The 20,330-nt window shown below is 68.3% G+C and carries 18 protein-coding genes; 8 read left to right on the top strand and 10 right to left on the bottom strand.

Features of this window, described 5'->3' with window-relative positions; translation table 11 throughout:
• Positions 1–11: 11 nt before the first annotated feature.
• From C8N44_RS12825 to C8N44_RS12835, 3 genes are all read left to right on the top strand, one after another.
• Complete coding sequence (locus C8N44_RS12825; protein ID WP_107977162.1) at positions 12–770, top strand: SDR family NAD(P)-dependent oxidoreductase; 759 nt, start codon at positions 12–14, stop codon at positions 768–770.
• 81 nt (positions 771–851) lie between these two features.
• Positions 852–2,087 carry a putative DNA modification/repair radical SAM protein gene (locus C8N44_RS12830; RefSeq protein WP_107977238.1) on the top strand — a complete coding sequence of 412 codons (1,236 nt, stop codon included), beginning with the start codon at positions 852–854 and terminating at the stop codon, positions 2,085–2,087.
• A complete protein-coding gene (locus C8N44_RS12835) occupies positions 2,087–3,496 on the top strand; it encodes a UdgX family uracil-DNA binding protein (protein WP_107977164.1) in 1,410 nt (469 codons plus the stop codon). Before C8N44_RS12830 ends, C8N44_RS12835 begins: the two co-directional genes overlap by 1 nt.
• Here C8N44_RS12835 and C8N44_RS12840 read toward each other — a convergent pair.
• From C8N44_RS12840 to C8N44_RS12855, 4 genes are read right to left on the bottom strand one after another with little or no spacing between them, the layout of a single operon-like run.
• Positions 3,493–4,596 carry an acetate/propionate family kinase gene (locus tag C8N44_RS12840; protein ID WP_107977166.1) on the bottom strand — a complete coding sequence of 368 codons (1,104 nt, stop codon included), beginning with the start codon at positions 4,594–4,596 and terminating at the stop codon, positions 3,493–3,495. The two genes, C8N44_RS12835 and C8N44_RS12840, sit on opposite strands and share 4 nt — an antisense overlap.
• Positions 4,593–5,633, bottom strand: coding sequence for a YeiH family protein (locus tag C8N44_RS12845; RefSeq protein WP_107977168.1), 1,041 nt, complete (start codon positions 5,631–5,633; stop codon positions 4,593–4,595). The genes C8N44_RS12840 and C8N44_RS12845 overlap by 4 nt, the downstream gene beginning before the upstream one ends.
• A 4-nt stretch (positions 5,634–5,637) precedes the next feature.
• Entirely contained in the window at positions 5,638–7,416 is a 1,779-nt protein-coding gene (xsc, locus tag C8N44_RS12850) for a sulfoacetaldehyde acetyltransferase (RefSeq protein ID WP_107977170.1), read from the bottom strand.
• Between the two features lie 31 nt (positions 7,417–7,447).
• Positions 7,448–9,079, bottom strand: coding sequence for a GMC family oxidoreductase (locus tag C8N44_RS12855; protein ID WP_107977172.1), 1,632 nt, complete (start codon positions 9,077–9,079; stop codon positions 7,448–7,450).
• 117 nt (positions 9,080–9,196) lie between these two features.
• Here C8N44_RS12855 and C8N44_RS12860 point away from each other — a divergent pair, with 117 nt between their 5' ends.
• The 4 genes from C8N44_RS12860 (at position 9,197) to C8N44_RS12875 (ending at position 13,354) form a co-directional block, all read left to right on the top strand.
• Positions 9,197–10,432, top strand: a complete 1,236-nt coding sequence (locus C8N44_RS12860) for a TRAP transporter substrate-binding protein (protein ID WP_107977174.1) — start codon at positions 9,197–9,199, stop codon at positions 10,430–10,432.
• A 95-nt stretch (positions 10,433–10,527) separates the two neighbouring features.
• Entirely contained in the window at positions 10,528–11,199 is a 672-nt protein-coding gene (locus C8N44_RS12865; protein WP_107977176.1) for a TRAP transporter small permease, read from the top strand.
• On the top strand, positions 11,199–12,563 hold the full coding sequence (locus C8N44_RS12870; RefSeq protein WP_107977178.1) for a TRAP transporter large permease: 1,365 nt from the start codon (positions 11,199–11,201) through the stop codon (positions 12,561–12,563). The genes C8N44_RS12865 and C8N44_RS12870 overlap by 1 nt, the downstream gene beginning before the upstream one ends.
• 8 nt (positions 12,564–12,571) lie before the next feature.
• Positions 12,572–13,354, top strand: a complete 783-nt coding sequence (locus C8N44_RS12875; RefSeq protein WP_107977180.1) for an IclR family transcriptional regulator — start codon at positions 12,572–12,574, stop codon at positions 13,352–13,354.
• Positions 13,355–13,360: 6 nt separating this feature from the next.
• On the opposite strand, the gene C8N44_RS12880 is transcribed toward C8N44_RS12875, so the two are convergent.
• The 5 genes from C8N44_RS12880 to C8N44_RS12900 form a co-directional block, all read right to left on the bottom strand.
• Positions 13,361–13,879: a hypothetical protein gene (locus C8N44_RS12880; RefSeq protein WP_107977182.1), complete on the bottom strand. Its 519-nt coding sequence runs from the start codon at positions 13,877–13,879 to the stop codon at positions 13,361–13,363.
• Positions 13,880–13,998: 119 nt separating this feature from the next.
• A complete protein-coding gene (locus tag C8N44_RS12885) occupies positions 13,999–15,591 on the bottom strand; it encodes an ABC transporter ATP-binding protein (RefSeq protein ID WP_244641081.1) in 1,593 nt (530 codons plus the stop codon).
• Between the two features lie 86 nt (positions 15,592–15,677).
• A complete protein-coding gene (locus C8N44_RS12890) occupies positions 15,678–16,493 on the bottom strand; it encodes an ABC transporter permease (protein WP_107977186.1) in 816 nt (271 codons plus the stop codon).
• Positions 16,490–17,434 (bottom strand): ABC transporter permease, encoded by a 945-nt coding sequence (locus C8N44_RS12895; RefSeq protein ID WP_107977188.1) that lies wholly within the window; start codon positions 17,432–17,434, stop codon positions 16,490–16,492. Before C8N44_RS12895 ends, C8N44_RS12890 begins: the two co-directional genes overlap by 4 nt.
• A 663-nt stretch (positions 17,435–18,097) precedes the next feature.
• The gene (locus C8N44_RS12900) at positions 18,098–19,315 is read right to left on the bottom strand and encodes an MFS transporter (protein WP_107977190.1); all 1,218 of its coding nucleotides are present in this window, start codon (positions 19,313–19,315) and stop codon (positions 18,098–18,100) included.
• Between the two features lie 207 nt (positions 19,316–19,522).
• Between C8N44_RS12900 and C8N44_RS12905 the strand changes: the two genes are divergently transcribed.
• Positions 19,523–19,849, top strand: coding sequence for a DUF1636 family protein (locus C8N44_RS12905; protein ID WP_107977196.1), 327 nt, complete (start codon positions 19,523–19,525; stop codon positions 19,847–19,849).
• Here the strand turns inward: C8N44_RS12905 and C8N44_RS12910 are convergent.
• The gene (locus C8N44_RS12910; protein ID WP_107977198.1) at positions 19,846–20,325 is read right to left on the bottom strand and encodes a hypothetical protein; all 480 of its coding nucleotides are present in this window, start codon (positions 20,323–20,325) and stop codon (positions 19,846–19,848) included. The two genes, C8N44_RS12905 and C8N44_RS12910, sit on opposite strands and share 4 nt — an antisense overlap.
• Positions 20,326–20,330 lie beyond the last annotated feature (5 nt).

Consider the following 20,330-nt stretch of genomic DNA (forward strand, 5'->3'; position numbering starts at 1 on the left):
GGAGGACGGGCATGTCCAGCGAACCGGTCATTGTCATCACGGGGGCGGCCACCGGCATCGGCGCCGCAATCGCGCGTCGCGTCGCGGCGCCGGGCGTCGGGCTGCTGCTGCACACCGGCAGCAACGCGGACGGATTGGCAGCGGTCGCCGAGGCGGCGCGGGTTGCAGGTGCCGAGGTGGTCACGCGGCTGGGGGATCTGTCCGATCCGGCGGTGCCGGGGTCGCTGCTCGCGGCGGCGCGGGAGGCCTTTGGCCGGGTCGATCAGGTGGTGTCGAACGCCGGACGGGCGCAGCGGTCGTGCTTTGGCGAGCTGTCGGCGGGGGACCTAGAGCGCGCGTTCGCCACTATGCCGATGGCCTTCTTCCGGCTGATCGATTCCGCGCTTCCCGACCTGCAGGCCTCGGACCGGGGGCGGGTGATCGCGGTGAGTTCCTTCGTCGCGCATTCCTTCGGGACGAACGGCATGCTGTTCCCGGCCAGCAGCGCCGCCAAGGCGGCGCTTGAGGCGCTGGCCATGACGCTTGCGGCGCAGCTTGGCCCGGACGGCGTCACGGTCAACTGCATCGCGCCGGGGTTCGTGCGCAAGGACGCCGGCGGCCATCGGGCGACGACGAGCGAGGCAATGGAGCGCGCGCGGGCGATAACGCCGAACGGGCGGTTGGGCGAACCGGCGGACATTGCCGAGACAGTCGCCTTCCTGCTGTCGCCGGGGGCGGGGCACATGACGGGGCAGGTGCTGCACGTGGACGGCGGGCTGCTTCTGCCCTGAGGCACGGTCGCCGGCGGTTTGCCGCAGGTCGCCGCGCTCTATGGGCTTGATCCGACGTGGCGAGAACATATGATGAACATCATGGGAAAGATGAGTCTCGACCGCAAGTTGGCGATCCTCTCGGATGCCGCGAAATACGATGCCTCCTGCGCGTCTTCGGGCGGGCAGAGGCGGGATTCGAAGGACGGCACGGGGATCGGGTCGGTCACTGGGTCGGGCATCTGCCATGCCTACGCGCCGGACGGGCGCTGCATCAGCCTGCTCAAGATCCTGATGACGAACTTCTGCATCTACGACTGCGCCTATTGCGTGAATCGGGTGAGTTCCAACGTCGAACGGGCGCGGTTCTCGCCCGAGGAGGTGGTGGAATTGACGCTGGAGTTCTATCGCCGCAACTACATCGAAGGGCTGTTCCTGTCCTCGGGGATCATCCGCAGCCCGGACGAGACCATGGGCGACATGGTGCGGATCGCCAGGCTGTTGCGCCACGAGCACGGGTTTCGCGGGTACGTGCATCTCAAGACCATCCCCGATGCCGCGCCCGAGCTGATCGAGGAAGCGGGGCTGCTGGCCGACCGGCTGTCGATCAACGTGGAGATGCCCACGGACGCAGCGGTGCAGTCCTACGCGCCCGAGAAGTCGCCCGGGCAGATCCGCAAGGCCATGGCCGACGTGCGGCTGAAGCGCGAGGCGGGCAAGGAGCGCAGCCACACCGGCAGGCGGGCCGCGCGCTTTGCCCCGGCGGGGCAGTCGACGCAGATGATCGTGGGTGCGGATGGCGCCGATGACAGCACCATCCTGCGCAGCGCCACGCGGCTTTATTCGGGCTACAAGCTGAGCCGGGTCTATTACTCGGCCTTTTCGCCGATCCCCGATGCCTCGGCCGCGCTGCCGCTGGTGAAGCCGCCGCTCATGCGCGAGCACAGGCTGTATCAAGCGGACTGGCTGCTGCGGTTCTACGGCTTCGACGTGGAGGAGATCGCGGGGGCGACGCGTGGCGGACACCTCGACCTGGAGGTCGATCCCAAGCTCGCCTGGGCACTGGGCAACCGGCACCTGTTCCCGGTGGCGGTGAACCGGGCGGAGCGCGAGATGCTGCTGCGGGTGCCCGGGCTGGGGGCGAAGACGGTCAAACGGGTGCTCGAGACACGGCGCCACCGCGAGGTGCGCTATGACGACCTGCGGCGGATGGGGGCGAACCTGCGGCAGGCCCGGCCCTTCATCACCCTGCCGGACTGGCGGCCCGGCGCGCTGGCCGAGGCGGTCGATCTGCGTGCCCGTGTGGTGGCGCCGCCCGAGCAGCTGCAGCTGATCTGATGCGGACCGTGGTGCTGCCGGAAACCGGCACCTTTGCCGCCTGGCGGGACGAGGCGCGGGCGCTGCTGGGCGCGGGCGTGCCGCCCGAGGATGTGCTGTGGCAGCGGGGTGAGGCTGAGGCGGATCTCTTCGCCGAGGCGCTGCCGCAGGTCTTCGGGGGCGAGGTGCGGGTGCCGAAGGGGTTTGTCGATCTCGCGCGGTGGGTGGTCTGGCACCGCGATCCGGAGCGTTTCGCCCGGCTCTACGCCGCGCTCTGGGCGCTGCGGGGCAACCGGCACCTGCTGGAGGACCGGGGCGACGCGCGGGTGGCGCGGCTGGACCGGATGGCCAAGGAGGTGCGGCGTGATCGGCACAAGATGACGGCCTTCCTGCGGTTCCGCGACGTTGGCGAGGTCGGGGCGGCGCGGCGTCGTTTTGCGGCCTGGTTCGAGCCTTCGCATTTCATCCTGGAGCCTGCTTCGGACTTCTTCGTGAAGCGGTTCGGCGACATGGACTGGTCGATCTTCACGCCGGACCTGTCGGCGCATTTCGAAGACGGGCGGTTGCGGCTGGCGCCCGGCGAGGCGCGGCCCGACCTGCCGGAGGATGCCGCCGAGGACCTCTGGCGGACCTACTTCCGCAACATCTTCAACCCGGCGCGGCTGAAGGTGAAGGCGATGCAGGCCGAGATGCCGCGCAAGTACTGGAAAAACATGCCCGAGGCGGCTCTGATTCCGGAGCTGGTGGCGGGTGCGCAGGCGCTTGCGGTTGAGATGGCCGCGGCGGCGCCGACGCTGGCCCCTGCGCGGGCGGCGCGGATCGGCGCGCGGCTGCGCGAGGGGCGGGAGGTGCCGGACGCGGAGTCTCTGTCGGCCTGCCGGCGGTGTCCGCTTTGGGGAGGGGCGACGCAGGCCGTGCCGGGCGAGGGACCGCAGGATGCACGGCTGATGGTCGTGGGCGAGCAGCCCGGCGATCGCGAGGACCTTGAAGGGAGGCCCTTCGTGGGGCCTGCGGGGCAGTTGTTCGACGCGGTGGCCGCACGGGCGGGGCTCGACCGGCGGCAGGCCTGGGTGACGAATGCGGTGAAGCATTTCAAGTTCGCGCCGCGGGGCAAGCGGCGCATCCACCAGGCGCCGAACCGGGGCGAGATCCGCCATTGCCGCTGGTGGCTGGACCTGGAGCGCGAACAGGTGAAGCCCGAGCTGATCCTTGCCATGGGGGCCACTGCGGTGGAGAGCCTGACCGGCGACCGTGCCGGGCTGATGGCGCGGCGGGGCGGCGTGGAACGCACTGAGGACGGCGTGCCGGTGCTGATAACCGTGCACCCCTCCTACCTGCTGCGGCTTCCGGCGTCGGAACGCGTCGCGGCCGAGGCGCTGTTCGAGGCAGACCTGCGGCGGGCGGTAGAGATGCTGGGCGCGGGGGACTAGGCTACGAGATCCGCCGTGGCGCAGAGGATTTCCTCTTCCTCGCGGGTTTCGCGGACCAGCACCTCGAGGTCCGGCAGGAAGGCGAGGGCGTTGGTGACCGCGGTGCGGATGTCGGGGGCGTTTTCGCCAATGCCGCCGCAGAAGATCAGCGTATCAAGCCCGCCCATGACGGCGGCGGTGCGGGCGACCTCTTCGGCGATGCGGGTGGTGAAGATCTCGATCGCGTCGCGGGCGGCCTGCGTGTCGGAGGCGAGCAGGTCGCGCATGTCGTTGGAGAGGCCCGAGATCCCGCGCAGGCCGGAGTCGTGGTAGAGCAGGCGTTCGAGATCGGCCGGGCTCATGCCATCGCGCAGGAGGTGGAGCAGCACGCCGGGGTCGATGCGGCCACAGCGCGTGCCCATGACGAGGCCGTCGAGGGTGGAAAAACCCATGCTGTTGGAGAGGCTGCGCCCGTCCCTGACCGCCGTGACCGAGCAGCCGTTGCCGAGATGGGCGATGGCGATGCGGCGGTCCTCGGCCGGGTAGCCCTCGGCCTGCAGGCTGCGCATGATCGACTGGCAGGACAGCCCGTGGAAGCCGTAGCGGCGCAGGCCTGCGTCGTACTGGGCGCGGGGCAGGGCGAAGCTGTCGTGGGCGAAGGGTTTGCCCGCGTGGAAACCGGTGTCGAAGCAGGCGACGTGGCGCGCGCCGGGGAAGAGCGATTGCGCGGCGGCGATGCCCTTCAGGCTGGGCGGCAGGTGCAGCGGGGCGAGGGGGATCAGCGCCTCGAGCTGCGCAACAAGGGCCGCGTCGATCACGCACGGCGTGTCGAGGTGCGGGCCGCCGTGGACCACCCGGTGCCCGGCGCCGATGACGGCGCGACCGGGCAGCTGCTGAGATATGGCGTCGGCTGCGGCGTGGAGTGTTGCCGCCTGGTCGGGGGCGGCGCAGGGGCTGGTGACCTCCGCCTCGCCCGGGCTGGCGAGGCGGAGGCGGGCGTCCTCGGTGCCGACGCGGTCGATGGTGCCCGAGAGTAGCGCCTCGGTCGGCGCGTCGGCGGGTGCCGCCTGAAACTTCAGCGAGGAGCTGCCGACGTTGAAGGCGAGGAGCAGCGCGCTCATCTGCCGAGATCCAGCAGCGTGATGCCGGCGAGCGCGAGAGCTGCGAGGAAGAGCGTTTCGGCCACGATCAGTGCGATGGCACCACCGCCCACCTGCACGACGTTGCGCAGGTCGGTCTTCATGCCGACCGCGGCGATGGCCGCGAGCAGCGCCCAGGAGGCAGCCTTGCCCAGGAGATCTGCGAGCGCCACGGGAATGAAGCCGAGTGAGTTCAGCACCGCGAGTGCGAGGAAGCCCAGCACGAAGGGCGGCACGATCGGCGGGCGGTTGCCGCCGGTGTCGGCGCTGCCTCCTTCGCTGCGCCAGAAGAGCGTGATGAGGACCACCACGGGGGCGAGGAACGACACGCGGATCAGCTTGACCAGCGTGGAGGTCTCGCCCGCCATCTCGGAGATCGAGAAGCCCGCGCCGACCACCTGCGCCACGTCATGCACGGTGGCGCCGATGAAGGCCCCGGCGGTTCGATCGTCGAATCCGAGCGCGTTCGTGAGGATCGGATAGACGATCATCGCGATGGTCGACAGCAGCGTGACGCCGAGGACGGTGAAGAGAAGGTTGCGCTCGGACTTGTCGTCCTTGGGCAGAACGGCGGCGATGGCCATGGCCGCTGAGGCGCCGCAGATGGCGACGGCGCCTGCGGTCAGCAGGGCAAAGCGCGGGCCCTGTTTGAGGAACCGCGCAAGCGCCATGCCGAAGAGGATGGTGAGGGCCGTGCCCGCCACCAGCAGGCCGATCATGCCCCATCCGAGCGACAGGAACAGCTCCCAGCTGATGCGCGCCCCGAGGATCGCGACCCCGAGGCGCAGCACGCTGCGGGCGGTGAAGGCGATGCCCTCCGACGTGGGGCCGGGCTCGCTCAGGAAATTCAGGGCGATGCCGAAGAGCAGCGCCATGAGCATCGCCGGAGCGCCGTAGTGCTCGGCCACGAACTGCGCCGCCAGCGCCACCAGCACCGAGACCATGAGCCCCGGTGCCAGTGCGCGGGCGCGTGTGGCCATGGGCGCCCCGAGCGCCGTGATGCGGTCCGTGGGCGCCATGTCCTCAGGCGTCCTGTTCGACCATGTCGGCGGCGTCGATGCCCGCCACCTGCACCGGCTTCTTCATGGCGTCGCGGCGGAAGGGCTCGCCCAGTTCCTGGTTGATGAGCGCCTCGATCAGGGTGGTCTTGCCGTGCTGCATCTGGTCGGTGATCGCCTTGTCGAGCGCGGCGGTCAGTTCCTCCATCGTGCGCGCGACCACACCCTGCAGTCCGCAGGCCTGCGCGATACCGGCGTAGCTCACGTCGTCGTCCAACTCGGTACCGACGAAGTTGTCGTCGAACCAGAGCGTGGAGTTCCGCTTCTCGGCTCCCCACTGGTAGTTGCGGAAGACGATCTGCGTGACGGCGGGCCATTCGGAGCGGCCGATGGCGGTCAGTTCGTTCACGGCGATCCCGAAGGCGCCGTCGCCGGCAAAGCCCACCACGGGTACGTCGGGGCAGCCGATCTTGGCACCGACGATGGCGGGCAGGCCGTAGCCGCAGGGCCCGAACAGGCCGGGGGCGAGGTATTTCCGCCCCTCGTCGAAGCTCGGATAGGCGTTGCCGATGGCGCAGTTGTTGCCGATGTCGGAGCTGATGATCGCTTCGCGCGGCAGCGCGCTCTGGATCGCGCGCCAAGCCATGCGGGGGCTCATCCAGTCGGGCTTGTCGGCGCGGGCGCGTTCGTTCCAGCTGGTGCCGGGATCGTCGTCCTCGTGATCCATGGACGAGAGCTGCTGCGCCCATTTCGACTTGGTCTCGGCGATCTTCGCGCGGCGGGCATCGCGTCCTTCGTCACCTGCGGTTCCAGAGAGGCGGTTCAGGATGCCGGTGGCCACCTTGGCGGCGTCACCGATGATGCCGACCGAGATCTTCTTGGTCAGGCCGATGCGGTCGGCGTTGATGTCGACCTGGATGATCCTCGCGTCCTGCGGCCAGTATTCCATTCCGTAGCCCGGCAGGGTCGAGAAGGGGTTGAGCCGGGTGCCGAGGGCAAGCACCACGTCGGCGTCCTTGATCAGCTCCATGGCCGCCTTGGAGCCGTTGTAGCCCAGCGGTCCGGCGAAGAGCGGGTGCGAGCCGGGGAAGGCGTCGTTGTGCTGGTAGCCCACGCAGACCGGCGCATCGAGCCGTTCGGCAAGCTCCATGGAGGCCTTGATGCCACCCTTGGACAGAACGACGCCCGCGCCGTTGAGGATGACCGGGTTCCTTGCCTGCGATATCAGCTCGGCGGCCTTTTCGACTGAGGTTTCGCCGCCTGGGCTGCGCTCAAACTCGACGGGCTCTGGCAGATCGACGTCGATCACCTGGGTCCACATGTCGCGCGGAATGTTGAGCTGCGCGGGGGCCGAGAGGTGCTTGGCCTTGGCGATGACCCGGGCGAGCACCTCGGGCACGCGGGAGGGATCGCGGACCTCTTCCTGGTAGGCGACCATGTCCTCGAAGAGCTTCATCTGCTCGACTTCCTGGAACCCGCCCTGGCCGATGGTCTTGTTGGCGGCCTGCGGCGTCACCAGCAGCAGCGGCGTGTGATTCCAGTAGGCGGTCTTTACCGCGGTGACGAAGTTGGTGATGCCGGGGCCGTTCTGGGCGATCATCATCGACATCTTGCCGGTGGCGCGGGTATAGCCGTCGGCCATCATCCCGGCGCTGCCCTCGTGGGCGCAGTCCCAGAAGGTGATGCCGGCCTTCGGGAAGAGGTCCGAGATCGGCATCATGGCCGAGCCGATGATGCCGAAGGCGTGACGGATGCCGTGGCGCTGTAGAACCTTCACGAAGGCTTCTTCGGTGGTCATTTTCATGGTGGTTGGCTCCCTTCCTGTTGTGGGGGCGTCAGGCCGTGGCGGCCAGCGCCCCTGTCTTGCGGTCCTCGAGGATCATGTCGGAGGCTTTCTCTCCGATCATGATCGCGGGGGCGTTCGTGTTTCCGGATACGATTTCGGGCATGATCGAACAATCGGCCACGCGCAGGCCCGCGACGCCGCGCACACGAAGGCGGGCGTCGACCACGGCCGCGGGATCCGTGCCCATGCGGCAGGTGCCGGTCGGGTGGTAGATCGAGGTCGAGTTGTTGCGCGCCCAGTCGAGTGTCCCTGCATCGTCGTCGAGCGGCAGGCTTTTGTCGGGCCTGAACTCGGCCGAGATCTTGGAGGCCAGCGGCGCGTGGCGGGCGATGGTGCGGGCGATGCGGACGCCCTCGGTGATTGTGCGGCAGTCGGTTTCGGTGGCGAGGTAGTTGGGCCGGATCACCGGGTGGTCGGCCGCCTCGGCCGAGCGCAAGCGGATCTCGCCGCGGCTTTCGGGGCGCAGCTGGCAGACCGAGGTGGTGAAGGCCGAGAAGGGGTGCACGCCCTCGCCGGGGCTGTCGGCGGACCAGGGTTGGACGTGGAACTGGATGTCCGGCGTTTCGACATGGTCGCCGGTGCGCAGGAAGCCTGTGGCGAGGCTGGCGGCCATGGTCATCGGCCCGGCGCGGAAGAGCGCATATTTCAGCGCGATGCGCGCCTGGTTATAGAGGCTGCGCACCTCGTCGTTGAGCGTGGGTTCGTGGCACTTGAAGACCAGCCGCGCCTGCAGGTGATCCTGCAGGTTGCGGCCCACGGCGGGTCGGTCGATGCGCACCTCGATGCCGTGGTCGCGCAGGTGGTCGCCTTCGCCGATACCCGAAAGCATGAGGATTTGCGGCGAACCGATTGCGCCCGAGCTGAGGATCACTTCGGCATTGGCCCGCACGGTATGAAGGCTGCCGGCGCTGTCGCGGTAGACGACGCCCGTGGCGCGGCCGTCCTCGATCAGGACCCGCTGCGTGTGGGCGCGGGTGATGATCCGAAGGTTCTCGCGGTCGCGGACGGGATTGAGGAAAGCCACCGCGCTCGAGCAGCGTCGGCCGTTTCGCGTGGTGAGCTGGAAGTAGCCAACGCCCTCTTGGGTGGCGCCGTTGTAGTCGGGGTTGAAGGGATAGCCCGCCTCCTGCGCGGCGGCGACCCAGGCATCGCAGATCGGACGCTGGATGCGCATGTTCGAGACCGCGAGCGGCCCCTCGTCGCCGTGGTAGTCGTCGGCCCCGCGTTCCTGGCCCTCGGAGCGCTTGAAGAGCGGGAGTAGGTCGCGCCAGCCCCAGCCGGTGTTGCCCATCTGGCGCCATCGTTCGTAGTCCTCGGGTTGGCCGCGGACGTAGAGCAGGCCGTTGAGCGAGGACGAGCCGCCGAGCACCTTGCCGCGCGGCCAGTCGAGGCGGCGGCCGTTCAGGCCGGGATCGGGTTCGGTCTTGTAGCACCAGTCCACGGACGGGTTGTGCATGGTCTTGAAGTAGCCGACCGGGATGTGGATCCAGGGGTTCAGGTCGCGTCCGCCCGCTTCGAGCAGGACCACCCGGTTGGCGGGGTCGGCGGAGAGGCGATTCGCGAGAACGCAACCGGCAGAGCCCGCACCGACGACGATGTAATCGGCCGTGATTTCAGTCATCTAAGCTCCCCCTCCCGGCGCCTTTTCGGGCGTTCGGAAATTTTCCTTGCGTCACCATCCATAAATCCTCAATTATTGATACTGCAAGTCTCATTTTTGAGCTTCAGGGAGGAGAAAATGAAAATTTCACAAACCCTTGCCGGGTTATCCCGGCGGGACCTGTTCCGCTTGAGCGGACAGTTCGGGCTGTCGTCAGTGCTGCTTGGCGCCGGGGCGCTGACGGGGGCGGCGACGCTGCCCCAGATCGCGGCGGCGGCAGAAACCAGTTACACCAAGCGGTTCGGCAAGGAGCCCAAGCACACGCTCAAGATGGGCGCGTCGGGCTTCAACGCGCGCAACCTGCTGATCGAGCGCATGGGAGCGCTGGAGTTCGCCCGGGACCTGGAGGAGAGGACCGAGGGCGAGATCCGCGTGGAGTTCATCGGCGACAACCAGCTTTGCGGGCAGCTGAGCTGCGTGGAGAAGACCCAGCTTGGCGTGGTCGACATGTACGCGGCCTCGACCCAGAACTCGGCGGGCGCGGCGCCCTACCTGAACGTGCTGGACTACGCCTACATGTTTCCCAGCCGGGCCTCGCAGTACCATTTCCTCTACAGCCCGGAATCGCAAAAACTCCTGCGCGAACCGCTCGAGAAACGGCACGGGCTGAAGTTCCTGTTCTCGCATTGCGAGCTGCGGGGGCTTCAGATGGGCAAGACCTTCGAGGACAAGCCGACGGTGACGACGCTGGAGGAGCTGTTCGGCACCAAGAACCGGGTGACCGGCACGCAGCTTGGCCGGATCGCGATGCAGCTTCTGAACCTCAACCCGGTTCCGGTCGCGTGGGAGGAGACGCTGGACGGGCTGAAGCAGGGGCTGATCGACGGGGCCGAAACATGGGCCTCCGCCGTGGCCTATGCCAACATGTCTCCGGTGGTGAGCCAGTCGGTGGACCTGAAGTTCTTCTGCGGGACAGAGCACACGTCGATGTCGGCATCGCTCTTCGACAGCATGGAGCCGCACTTGCAGGACGCGATCATGGAGTCGGCCTATTGGGCGCAGGTGCATGTGCAGGGCGCCAACGAGGCGGCGCTGATCAAGACGGTGGGCTTCTCGGATCCGCAGTTGCCCGACACGATCTTCGTGCGCGACGGGGTGCGGCCGGCCTTCCTGCCCGACGACCAGATCAAGATCGCCGAGGAAATGTGCTCGCCCGAGTACAACCCAGAGCCATGGGCACAGTGGCGCGAACGGTTGAATTCCTGGGCGGGTGGCATCGACACCTACCAGGAGATCTACGATGTGGCGCGCCAGATCCCAACGGACATGAAGCCCGAGAACGTGGAGCCGCGGCGCTGGTGGCGCTCGGCCTGAGGCCATGACGGCACCGGGCGGCGCAGTCGTGTTGCCCGGTGTGTCGCCCCGGCAGGGGCGCAAGAGAAAACGGGAACCCTGAAGGAGGAGTGGGGATGACCGACTGGATGCAGGGGGCGGGCGCCATCCTGAGCGCGCTCGCGGCAGGCGATTCATGGATGCTGAGCGAGGCGCTGCGCCACCCGGTGACCTGGCCGCTGGGGCTGGTTGTCATGCTGGTGGGGGCGGCGCTGCTGCTGACGGTCTACCGGCTGGTGCCGCTGGTCGAGAAATACCTCGAGCCCACGATCATGGTGGTCTCGTACCTCGCGATCGGGGGGATCATCTTCGTCGAGGTTTTTCGCCGCTTCGTGATGGAGCAACAGGCGGCCTGGTCGACGACGCTGCCGCCCTTCCTGTTCCTGATCATGACCTGGTTCGGGTGCAGCTATAACGTGAAGCTGCGCACGCACCTGGCCTTTGCCGAGTTCCGCAACATGATGGGGCGGGGCGGGCAGATGGCCTGCCTGATGTTCGACGCGGTGCTGTGGATCGGCTTTGCCTGGGTGGTCATGGTGACCGCGGCGCGTGTGACGGCGAATTCGGCGGCGAATTTCCAGATCATGCTGGGCACCGACAACACCATGCAATGGTGGTTCCTGATCTCGGTGCCGCTGGCCTTCACCACGCTGGTGGCGCGGGTGCTCGAGAACATGGGCGAGGACATTGCCGCCTACAGGGCCGAGGCGCCGACACTGGTGCGGCAGGCCGTAATCGGGGGCGATTGATGTCTGACGGGTCCATCATCACGCTGCTGTCCATCGGCGTCACCGGGCTGTTCATGCTCGGCGTCCCGGTCTTTCTCGTCATCGGTTACTGGGTCATCGGCATGTCCTTCCTGCTGGGAATGCCGCTCGACAACATCGGCGCCGCGCTGTCGGACGTCTTTACCGACGGGTTCGCCCTGCTGGCGATGCCGCTGTTCATCCTGACCGGTGATCTCATAAACCGCTCCGGCATCGCCCGGCGGTTGTCGGATTTCGCCTATTCCTGCCTCGGCTGGCTGAGGGGCGGGCTGGCCATGGCCTCGCTCGGGGCCTGTGGGCTGTTCGCGGCGATCTCGGGGTCGAACTCGGCCACGACGGCCACCATCGGGTCGATGCTGCACCCCGAGATGGTCAAGGGCGGCTATGACGAGCGCTTCTCGGCCGCGACGGCGGCGGCGGGCGGTACGGTGGGGATCATCATCCCGCCTTCGATCATCTTCATCGTCTACGGTTTCCTGCTGAACCTGCCGATCTCCGAGCTTTTCGTGGCGGGGATCATCCCGGGCACGCTGATGGTGCTCGGCATGATGCTGGCGGCCTTCGTGATCTGCCGCCGCAACGGCTGGGGCTACCTGATCGCGCTGTCGCCCCTACGGGTCGCCAAGTCCGGGCTGGGTGCGTGGCTGGGGTTCTTCGCCATCGGGCTGGTGCTCTGGGGGATCTACACCGGCAAGTTTTCCCCGACCGAGGCCGCGGGGGTCACGGTCGGGTTCTGCGTCATCGTGGGGTTCCTCTGCCTGCCGCTGCACCGGATGGTGAATCGTGGCAGGACCGAGCGGCCTGACGTGAGCGAGCGAAGCTTTGGCGAAATGCTGGTAGTGCGCGGCTTCGGCCCGCTGGAATTGCCTTCGATCACCATGCGGTCGGCGCAGATCACCGGCATCCTCGCACCGCTGATCGCGGTGTCGGTGGTGATGCAGCAGATCCTGTCGGTCCTCGGCGCGCAGGAGATCATCGGCAGCTTCGTGACGTCGATGGGCGGCTATTACGCGGTGCTTTTCACCTCGATGGCGATCGTCTTCGTGGCGGGCATGGTGCTGGAGAGCCTGCCGGTGACCATCATCCTCGCCCCGATCCTGGCGCCGGTGGCGCAGGACGTGGGGGTGGAGCCTGTGCAGTTCGCGGTGATCTTCCTCGTGGGCGCCTCGATCGGGTTCATCACGCCGCCTTACGGGCTGAACCTCTACGTGGCCTCGGGCGTGACGGGCGTGCCCTACTTCCGGCTGCTGCGCTACACGCTCTTTTACCTGGTCACGCTGATCGGGGTCTGGCTGCTGGTCGCGCTGGTGCCCGCGCTGTCGACAGTTCTGCTGCCGCAGGGCTAGGAAGGGGGATGGACGACCGCAAGACAGACACGATTCCCACCAACCTGCGTCTGCTCATGGTGATTGAGGAGATCGCGCGCGCCGAGGGGCCGGTGACTCCCACCGTCGTCAACGAGGCGCTGGGCCTGCCGAAGCCGACGATCCACCGGCTTTTCACCACGCTGGAAGACGAGGGCTTCATCCAGCCGGATCTCGAAGGCCGGGGGTTTTCACCCGGTCCGCGGCTACGGGCCATGGCGGGGGGCATCCTGTCGTCGCGGCGGGTGCGGACGGCTCGGCAGGCCATCCTTCAGAACCTCAGCCGCGAGATCGGCGAGACCTGCAACATCTCGCTGCCCGCGCGGGATGCGATGATCTACCTAGAGCGGGTGGAGACCGAGTGGCCGCTGCGGATCCAGCTGCCGATCGGCACGCGGGTGCCCTTCTACTGCACGGCGAGCGGGAAGATGTACCTCAGTTCGCTGTCGCAGGCGCATCTGCGGGCCTATCTTGACGCGACGCCGCTGGAGGCGCGAACGCCGAACACGATCACCGACCGGCCGGCGCTGGCCGCCGAGATCGCGGATGTGCGGAGGCAGGGCTACGCGCTCGACCGCGAGGAGTTCATGACCGACATGGTGGCGCTGGCTGTGCCGGTGGTGGACGCGGGCGGGCGGCTGATGGCGACGCTGTCCTTCCACGCGCCGACCCAGCGGTTCGATGCCGAGCGCGCGGTGGCCTGCCTTGGCACACTGCGGGGGGCGGCGGATGCGCTGAGCCGGATGATCGACGGCGAGAGCCGGTTGCGCTGAGTCCTCTCAGGCGGGGTCGCTTTGCGCGCCGCGCCACATGGCCCAGAGCGCGACCGGCACGGCGATCAGCGCCCCGACGAAGGCGCCCTGCTGCATCATCGCCGCGCGCAGGAAGCTATCGGTGTCGGTGACGGTTTCGGGGATCGGCCGGTCGGCGGTGTAGGCCGGCGCTATCATTCCGAGGGTGAGCCCCGCCATGGCGCAGGCGAGTGCGATGACGACCGCCACGCCGATGGCCGAGAGGCCGCTCGAAAAATAGGTCTGACGGGACCGGATCATCAGAAGCCCCATGACGCAGGCAGGCAGGCTGACCAGCAGGCCGAGCCGTCCGCCTTCCCGCAGGCCCACGAGCGAGGCGCCGAGGCGGTTCTGAAGCGCCTCGGAGAGGCCGGCCTCGATGAACTTCATGTCGTGGAAATAGCTGGCGCCGACGGAGTAGCCGATCTGGTTCGCAAGCGCACCGAATGCCCCGGCGACGAGCGCCGCCAGTGCCAGCAGCGCTACGAATATCGGCCATTTCGACATGGCTCCTGCCACCTGCCTCGTCTGTCGGCGCCGGGGCGCCTGCCCGTGATCGGTCTGTACCGGTCTTTATTCAAATTCTGATCAAAACCTGACCGCGGCGCAAGGTTTTTGCCGCGTTTTCAGGTGGAGATCTTGCCGATCTCGGGCAGGCGGGGTGCGGCTGCGACGAGTTTGCGGGTGTAGGCATGCGTGGGGGCGTCGAGGATCTGCGCGGTCGGACCCTCCTCGACGATGCGGCCTTCCTGCATGACGAGCACCCGGTCGGTGATCGATCGGACCACCGTGAGGTCGTGCGAGATGAAGAGCCAGGCGAGCCCGTAGTCGCGGCTGAGGTCCGCGATGAGATCGAGGATCTGGGCGCGGACGCGGACGTCGAGGGCCGAGACCGCCTCGTCAAACAGGATCACCTCGGGACGCAGGATGAGCGCGCGGGCGATGGCGATGCGCTGGCGCTGGCCGCCGGAGAAGGCGTGAATGTGCCGGTCGGCGTCGTCGGGCGAAAGGCCCACGGCGGTGAGAGCCTCGGCCACGGCCTCGTCCCGGGCGCGGCCCTGCGGGGGATCGGACAGCAGGTGCAGGGGCTCGGCAATCAGGCGGCGCACGCGGTGGCGCGGGTTGAAGCTGCCGTAGGGGTCCTGGAAGACCACCTGCAGCCCGGCGCGCGTCGCGGCGGGCATGTCGGGCGAAACCTGCTGGCCGAAGGCGGTGATCGTGCCGCCCTGCAGCGGTTCGAGCCCGAGAATGGCGCGGGTCAGCGTGGACTTGCCGCAGCCGGATTCACCGACAAGCCCGAGCCGTTCGCCCCGGTGCAGGGTGAGGTCCACGCCCTTCAGCGCCTCGAACGTCGGGCGGGCTGTGAAGGGGCGCGTGCGCGGCAAGGCATAGGCGCGGCGGGCGCCTTCGACCTTCAGCAGCGGCTCGGTCCGGGGCTGCTCGGGCGGCAGGTCGGCGCGGTGCTGCGAGGCCTCGAAGAGCGTGCGGGTGTAGGGATGGCGCATTTCGCGGAAAAGCTGCGCCGCGGGCGCCTCTTCGACGATTTCGCCCTTGTTCATGACCGCGATGCGGTCGGCCATGTCGGAGACGACGGCGAGGTCATGGGTGATCATCAGGAGGGACATGCCCTCTTCGGCCACGAGGCTCTTGAGCAGGTCGAGGATCTGCGCCTGCGTGGTCACGTCGAGCGCCGTGGTGGGCTCGTCCGCGATGAGCAGACGGGGCCGCAGGGCGATGGCCATGGCGATGCCGACGCGCTGTCGCTGGCCGCCGGAAAGCTCGTGCGGGTAACGGGAGAGAGGGAAGCGGTCGGGCGGTAGGCCGACGCGGGCCAGCATTTCGGCGGCGCGGATTTCGGCTTCCCGGGCGGGCACGGCCGTGTGGATGCGGATGGTCTCGGAGACCTGCCGGCCGATGGTCTGGACCGGGTTGAGGGCGGTCATCGGCTCCTGGAAGATCATGCCCATCTCGCGGCCGCGTAGGGTGCAGAGCTTCTTTTCGGGCAGCGCCAGAAGGTTCTCGCCATCGCCAATCGTAAGGCTGCCGGTGGCATTGGCGCGGTCGGGCAGCAGGCCCATGACCGCCAGCGCGGTCATGCTCTTTCCCGAGCCGGATTCGCCGGTTAGCGCGAGGATCTCGCCCGGGGCGATATCGAAGGAGATGCCGTGGATGACCGGGTGGTCCGCGATGGTGACTTTCAGGTCGCGGGCCCGAAGCAGTGTGGTCGGATCGCTGGCGCGCTCCGATCCGTGCGGGGGGCGCTGCCCCCCGCGCCCGCGAGAAGAATGGGCGGTGTCGGAAGAGGTCACAGGCGTTGCACCTTGAGGCGGGGATCGAGCGTGTCGCGCAGACCGTCGCCAAGCAGGTTGAGGCCCAGCACGGTGAAGACGATGGCGAGGCCGGGGATGATGGCGACATGCGGGGCGAGGGCGACCATGGTCTGTGCCTCGGCCAGCATGCGGCCCCAGGAGGGCGTGGGCGGCTGTGCGCCGAGGCCGACGTAGGAGAGGCCCGCCTCGGCCAGGATGCCGAGCGAGAACTGGATGGTGCCCTGCACGATCAGCAGGTTGGCGATGTTGGGCAGGATATGTTCGGCGCTGATGCGGGCGCGGCCCTTGCCGGCGACGCGGGCGGCGAGGATGAACTCGCGGCTCCAGAGCCCGAGCGCCGCGCCGCGGGTGAGACGGGCGAAGACGGGGATGTTGAAGATGCCGATGGCGAGGATCGCGTTGAGCGCGCCGGGGCCGAGGATCGCGGTGATGAGGATGGCGATGACCAGGCTCGGGAAGGCGAAGACGAGGTCGTTGCCACGACTGATGACCTCGTCCAGCAGGCTGCTGTGGCGGGCGGCGGCGGCGAGGCCCAGCGGCACCCCGAGCGCGATGCCGATGCCCACGGCGACGAGGGCCACGGCGATGGAGGTGCGCGCGCCGATCATCAGGAGCGTGAGGATGTCGCGGCCGAAATGGTCGGTGCCGAGCCAATGCGCGGCATTCGGCGGCTGCAGCCGGTCGGCGATGGTCATGGCCTCGGGGTCGGCGGGCGTCCAGACGTAGGACAGGAGTGCCGCGGCGAGGACGAGCGCGGTGAGCAGGGCGCCGGTGATCAGTGTGCGGCTCATGCCCGGCGCCTCAGGCGGGGATCGACGATGGCATAGGCGAGATCGGTCAGAAAGTTCACCATGATGACGGCAAAGACCAGCAGCATGACGACAGACTCCACGACGATGAGATCGCGTTGCGAGATGCTCTGGAAGATGAGGCGGCCAAGGCCGGGGAGGAAGAAGACCTGCTCGATGATGATCGCGCCGGCGAGCAGGAAGGAGAACTGCAACCCTAGGATGGTCAGCACCGGGATGAGCGCATTGCGCAGCCCGTGGCGCCAGAGCGCCTGGCCCCGGGTGAGCCCCTTGGCGCGAGCGGTGCGCATGAAATCCTCGCCCGTGATCTCGATCAGGGCCGAGCGCAGGACGCGGGCGAGGATGGCGGCCTGCGGCAGGGCGAGCGCCACGGCGGGCAGGGTGAGCGACTTGATGGCCAGTGCGGGGTTTTCCCAGCCGGGGAAGCCACCGGCACTGAACCAGCCGAGGTTGATTGCGAAGAGCAGCACCAGCAGCATGGCGAACCAGAAGTTCGGGATCGCGATGCCGAGCTGCGTGCCGGCCATGACGCCGTAGTCGCCGGCGCGGCCGCGCTTGGCGGCGGCGAGCAGGCCGGCGGGGAAGGCGAGCACGGTAGAGAGCGCGAGGGCGTAGAGCGCGAGCGGCAGCGAGACCCAGAGCCGGTCGGCGATCATCTCGGTGACCGGGGCGCGGTAGGTGTAGGAGGTACCGAAGTCGCCGGTCAGCATGCCGCCGACCCAGGCGAGGTAGCGTTCGACCCTCGGCACATCGAGCCCGAGTTCGGCGCGCAGGGCCGCGACGGTGTCGGGACGGGCGTTGATGCCCAGCATGAAGCGGGCCGGATCGCCAGGAGCCACCTCGACCACGAGGAAGATCTCCAGCGAGGCGACGGCCAGGCTGAGGATCAGGGAGGTCAGGCGACGTGTCAGATAGGCGAGCATGGCGGCCACGTTAGGGACGGTCGGCGCGGGGGTCCACCGCTTCGCTGCATGGCAGCGGACCCGTCGCTTTTTCGTCGCACCAGCTATCGGTCGCCGCGCCACTTTGGGCAGCGGGTTTATCCTGCCGACGGCAGATTTTTCAGATGTGACGGTGTTTCCGAAAGGTCGGGGCGGGCGGTCCGCCCTTTGGCCGGCGCGCGCAGGGATTTGTTGGCCGAGATGCTTTCGGTGCGCAAGGCCTTCGACCTTGCCGCGATCAAGCTGCTAGAGCCTTCGAAGGTCACGCCGCTCCCGTTCTCGACCGAGGCATGCGGCGCGGCTGAACACCGACATCACCATCGCGGGCTATCCGCTTCACGGGATTCTCGGCGGGCTGCGCGTCGGCGGGGCATCGTGTCGTCACTCAAAGGGCCGCGCGGCGACGAAGTGGGCAGCCGGATCCCGGCCCCGGTTCAGCCGGGCAAAAGCGGTGGCCGGGCCATCGAGCACCATCGGCATGGGAGGCGGCCAAGCTGAACGCGTTGGCGACGGCGGACACCACGGGCGACATCGCCCGGAATGCGAGCGGCGTCGACCTTGTCGAGGCCGAGCTGGGTGCGACCGTCAGTCCCGAGAGGGCCGCGGAACTGCTGCAGCCGCGACCCGGCTGGTGGAGTGCCGGGTCTACTCGATCCCGCTGCGGCGCGCGTCCCAGAGGGTGATCGCGTAGAGAATGAACCCTGCGATGCTGAGGCCTGCGCCCACGTAGCCCGCCACGGGGAAATCGTGACCTGCGGCGATGGCGCGGGCTGCGAGGAAGGGGCCGAGCGCGTTGGCCATGTTGAAGGCGGCGTGGTGCAGCGAGGCGGCCAGCTGCTGCGCGTCGCCCGCGACGTTCATGAGACGGGTCTGCATCACGGTCGAGACGCCGCCGAGGGTGCTCATGAAGAACACGGCCAGCGCCATGGTCCAGAGCCCGCCGTAGGCCGCCGCCGGGAAGAGCGCCAGCACCGCGGCGCCGCCGCCGAAGGCCACGAAGGCGGTCGCGTTCAGGCTCTTGTCGGCGAGCGAGCCCATCAGGAGGTTGAAGATCGTCATGCCGATGCCGGCGACCATGAGCATGAGGGCAACCTGCGTCTCGGAGCCGCCGAGCGTCGATGTCACGGTGGAGGCGATGTAGGTATAGACCGCGAAGAAGCCGCCGAAGCCCACGGCGCCGGTCAGAAGCGTCAGCAGTACCTGACGGTTGCCGAGCGCGCCGAGTTCGCGCATCGGGTTGGCGTTCGGATCAGCAGGCGTGCGTGGCGCCTTGAGGTAGACCGCGAAAGCGGTGGCAAGCGCGAGGGCGCCGACGATCACGAAGCCGGCGCGCCAGCCGACGTACTGGCTGAGCCAGCTTGCCGCCGGTACGCCGATCGTCGTGGCGATGGTGAGGCCGACGAAGACCCGGGCGACGGCCGAGGCGCGCTTGTGCCGTGGCACGACGGAGGCGGCGACGAGGGCCGCCACGCCGAAGTAGGCGCCGTGCGGGAGACCCGACAGGAAGCGGGAGAAGACGAAGAGCCCGAAGCTCGGCGCCATGGCGGAGAGGGTGTTGAAGACGGCGAAGGCCAGCATCAGCCATATGAGCAGAAGGCGCTTGCGCACCTTTGCCGCGCCGACCGCAAGCAGCGGTGCACCAACCACGACGCCAAGCGCATAGCCGCTGATGGCATCGGCGGCGCGGGCCTCGGACACGCCGAGGTCGGCGGCGAAGTTCGGGACGAGCGCCATGGCGGCGAACTCGGTGGTGCCGATGGCGAAGCCGCCCATGGCCAGGGCCACGAGCACCGCGCGCGCGGAGATTTCCTTGTCGGCCTTGCCCGCAGCGGGCTGGCCGATCTCTGCCGTCTGATCGGTCATCTGGTCTTGCTTTCTGTCCGGGGGACCGGAGGAGATCCCGTTAGCGCTCTCTCCTCCCTCTCGCGCGCAGAGCTATACCGTTGTCCTGCGGGGGCAAGACGGATACGCGGCTTTTCGCGGAATTTTCATCTATCTCGAAGGTATCTTCACCGGGGGTGGCGCGGGTTTGGACGTGCGCGGCCGGGTTGCCTTTGCTAGAGGCGATCCATGCCTGATCCCGTTCGCCTGCACGTCTGCGCCAATTGCCCCGGTTCGGGGTGGGATCGTTTGCGCGCGGCTCTGGAGGATGCGGGGCTCCCGGTGGCACTGCAGCCTACCGGGTGCATGAACGGCTGTGCCGAGCCGGTGGCGCTGGCGCTGCAGGGTGCAGACCGAGCGACGTATTTCTTCACCGGGGTCGATCCGGAGGCCGATGTCGCGGACATCCTGGCGACGGTGGAGACCTACCTTGCTGCCGACAAGGGCTGGATCGCCGATGCGCGGCCCTGCGGCAGGTTGCGCTTTTGTCTGAAGGGCCGCGTGCCGGCGCTCTAGTCGAGCAGCAGGGTCTCTTCGATTCGCTCGCCACCGACTGCCAGAGGTCTGTGGTCGTTGGCGTTGAGCGTCACGCGCACCTCGGTGCCGGGCTCCTGCGCGGGCAGGTGCAGCCAAGGGCCATAGAATCGACCGAGCTTGACCCCGTCGATGTAGACATGGGCGTGGCCCTCGCCGGGGACGTGGTCGGTGCTGGCGTGTTCGGGCGAGAAGGCAAAGTTGCCCGTCTCGATGTGCAGGTTCCAGCCCGATGAGGGGTCCGGTGTCGCCGTGACCGAGAGAGTTGGCGCGTCGGGGGCTGCGGGCAGGTCGAGGGGCGTCTCGTGGTCGTGCGAGGCGCTGGCGCCGGTGGTGTGGCCGTGGTCGGTGGCGTGATCGTGTCCGTCGAGGGTGATTCCGTTGGCGGCCGCGACGGTGAAGCCGAGCCCGCCGCCGAAGATCAGCCCGACGAGGAGCATGGGAATGGAGCGGTCCATGAGAG

The sequence above is a fragment of the Allosediminivita pacifica genome, from assembly GCF_003054175.1.
GTDB lineage: Bacteria > Pseudomonadota > Alphaproteobacteria > Rhodobacterales > Rhodobacteraceae > Allosediminivita > Allosediminivita pacifica.